Raw genomic sequence first — 2,869 nt, forward strand, 5'->3', positions numbered from 1 at the left:
CTTGCGCTCGAAGAGATACATACCGCCCTTGTCGATGGAGGATTTCAGCTCGCAAATGAGCAACAGGCCGTTCTTGATGATTACATCCAGCTCCACCTGGTCCGGCCGACCAAAGACCTCCCCCTGATCGTCGTACTCATTGACGTTGAGCACCTGTATATCAAAGTTCTTTTCCAGGATCCCGGCCAGGGCATTGCGGAACGTCGCCTCCGATTGCAGGCCCCAGCGCGCACCTAAAGCACCGATGTGGCGATCATGCCTTTCGGCCAGGGCCATGATTTCCTGATGTACCTGCTGGAACTCGGCTCGGCTTTCCTCCCACTTGCGATCTTGTTCTTCCCATCTGCGCTTATTCTCCGCCTGCGCTTCCCACCACTTGCGATTTTGCTCTTCCCATTCACGCCTATTCTCCTCCTGCGCTTGCTTCCACTTGCGGTCTTGCTCCTCCCACTTGCGGTCTTGCTCCTCCCACTTGCGGTCTTGCTCCTCCCACTTGCGGTCTTGCTTCGCCCATTTGCGTTCTTGGGCCTCGCGGTCCTGACGCAATTCCTCCAGAATACGGTCAAAGCGGTCTTCCGTCTGCTGCCGATCCGCATACTCTCCGCGCGTTAGCTCCAGGACGTAACGACGCAGATCCGGATCGTCCCGCAACAGCGCGGGCAACTCCCGTTTCAGCGTTTCCGAGATATTCTCGATTGCCACGGTTTCCTCTATCACCTAATTCTGAACGCTCGTCGCAACGTTTCTAATTGGACAAAAGCACGAACCTCGAAGAATTGCTCAACCCTTCAGCGTGTCCAGATCCTCTACGTTGATCGTTTGACGAGCACGAAACAGGACCACAAGGATCGCCAGACCGATGGCCGCCTCCGCCGCCGCTACCGTGAGGATGAAGAACACGAAGATCTGCCCCGTGGTGTCCCCCAGGAAGTGGGAGAAGGCGATGAAGTTCATATTCACCGCCAGCAGCATGAGCTCGATGCACATGAGCAGGACGATGACATTCTTCCGGTTGAGAAAGATCCCGGCGACACCGATGGAGAACAGGATTCCCCCCAGCAGCAGGTATTCGGTCAGGGAAATCATGGTACCTCCGCCTCGCTCGGTGCGGGTGTTGCCTGGGCCTTCGCGGGCACCACCCTCGGCTCCGCCGCTACTTTGACGACTCGGACCCGATCCGGTCCTTTTCTGACCCGCACCTGTTGCGACGGATCCTGGTACTTGGTATCGGGGCGCCGGCGTAGGGTCAACCGGATGGCGGCGACGATGGCGACCAACAGGATCACCGCCGCGATCTCGAACGGGTACATATAGACGGTGTACAGGACCATCCCCAGCTCGGAGGTGTTGCTGTAATCCACCGGCTGGGCTTCCGGCTTGGCGAATTGCTCCAAGCCGAAGGTATCCGGACCCAGGACCAGGAAGATCTCTACCAGCATGATGACGGCGATCAGGAGCCCGAGCGGCAGATAGCGGACGAACTGCGCGCGCATGGCCGCCACGTCGATATCCAACATCATAACCACGAACAGGAACAGGACCATGACGGCGCCCACATAGACCAGCACCAGCACGATGGCGAGAAACTCCGCCTCCAGAAGCATCCACAGCATCGCGCTCGTCACGAAGGTCAACACCAGGTAGAGCACCGCATGCACCGGATTACGGCGGGTGATTACCATGGCGGCCGCGATTACCGCGATGCCCGCGAAGACGTAGAAGAGAACCTTTTCGAAGCCCATGATCGGATCCGGGTAAGTTTTTTTAACCGCAAAGGCGCGAAGCGCGCAAAAGTTTGCCAAGTTGAATCTTCACTTTCATCAATTCACGAAATCCCATTTGCTTGTTTCTCAGCCCCCAGCCAAATTGTGCCTCTACGCGAGGCGACGCATCCCCATGGGAATTATTTTTTGCCGCGAATGAACGCGAATGAACGCAAATTGACCTCAAATAGATTACATTATCTTTTCTGTCCACAGATTACGCAGATTCTCACAGATTGTTTTGTTTTTAATCTGCGTCACCTGCGGATCGATTGGAACGATTAGATCATCTTTCCTATACCCAATCCGGACCTCGGCGGTTTTGCTTTTTTGCCGCAAGTGAAACGAACAGCCGAGATCAGCTCGCCATCATCGACAATTCTTGGTCCATTGACGTTGATTTGTGGCCATTCGCGTTCATTTGCGGCTAAAAAAACCTTCGCTCCTTTGTGCCTTTGCGGTTCGAATTCTTATCGATACGGTGCATCCGCGGCGCGGTCGGCGGCGATCTCGGCCTCGTATTTGTCACCGATTGCAAGGAGCTTTTCTTTGGTCATGATATGCTCGCCGCGTTCCTCGAAGTGGTACTCAGCGATCTGGGTCTCCACGATAGAATCCACCGGGCACGATTCCTCACAGAAGCCACAGAAGATGCATTTGAACAGATCGATGTCGTAGCGGGTCGTGCGCCTGGAGCCGTCCGCGCGGGGTTCAGCCTCGATGGTGATGGCCAAGGCCGGACAGGTCGCCTCGCACAGCTTACAGGCGATGCATCGCTCCTCTCCGTTCGGATAGCGCCGCAGGGCGTGCAGACCTCGGAAACGGGGTGAAATGGGCGCCTTCTCCTCCGGGTACTGGACCGTGAACTTGCGGCCGAACATATAGCGTCCGGTGACACTTAAGCCCCGGAACAGCTCCACCAGCAGGAGGCTTTTCAGATAATCACGTGCGACTTGCAGCATTTCTATGTTCGATTGCGTTTGGAGACGACCACCATCGGTCGCTTTGGTTCAGAGTACCCTTGATAGATGTCAAGTCCCGCCAGATTATAGACACGTTTTTTGAACAGATTGGGTTGTTTTTGGTACCAGCTTTTCATGGTCTGG

The 2,869-nt window shown here is 55.7% G+C and carries 4 protein-coding genes; all 4 read right to left on the reverse strand.

Annotated elements, in window-relative coordinates:
• The coding region (locus BQ17_RS06905) for a PD-(D/E)XK nuclease family protein (RefSeq protein WP_089725560.1) at positions 1–702 on the reverse strand (702 nt) is incomplete at its 3' end.
• Between the two features lie 78 nt (positions 703–780).
• Positions 781–1,086, reverse strand: a complete 306-nt coding sequence (gene nuoK, locus BQ17_RS06910) for an NADH-quinone oxidoreductase subunit NuoK (protein WP_089725555.1) — start codon at positions 1,084–1,086, stop codon at positions 781–783.
• Positions 1,083–1,742, reverse strand: a complete 660-nt coding sequence (locus BQ17_RS06915; protein WP_089725557.1) for an NADH-quinone oxidoreductase subunit J — start codon at positions 1,740–1,742, stop codon at positions 1,083–1,085. Before BQ17_RS06915 ends, nuoK begins: the two co-directional genes overlap by 4 nt.
• A 491-nt stretch (positions 1,743–2,233) precedes the next feature.
• Positions 2,234–2,725, reverse strand: coding sequence for an NADH-quinone oxidoreductase subunit NuoI (nuoI, locus tag BQ17_RS06920; protein WP_089725558.1), 492 nt, complete (start codon positions 2,723–2,725; stop codon positions 2,234–2,236).
• Positions 2,726–2,869: the final 144 nt, after the last annotated feature.

Source organism: Candidatus Thiosymbion oneisti, assembly GCF_900092655.1.
GTDB classification, from domain to species: domain Bacteria; phylum Pseudomonadota; class Gammaproteobacteria; order Chromatiales; family Chromatiaceae; genus Thiosymbion; species Thiosymbion oneisti.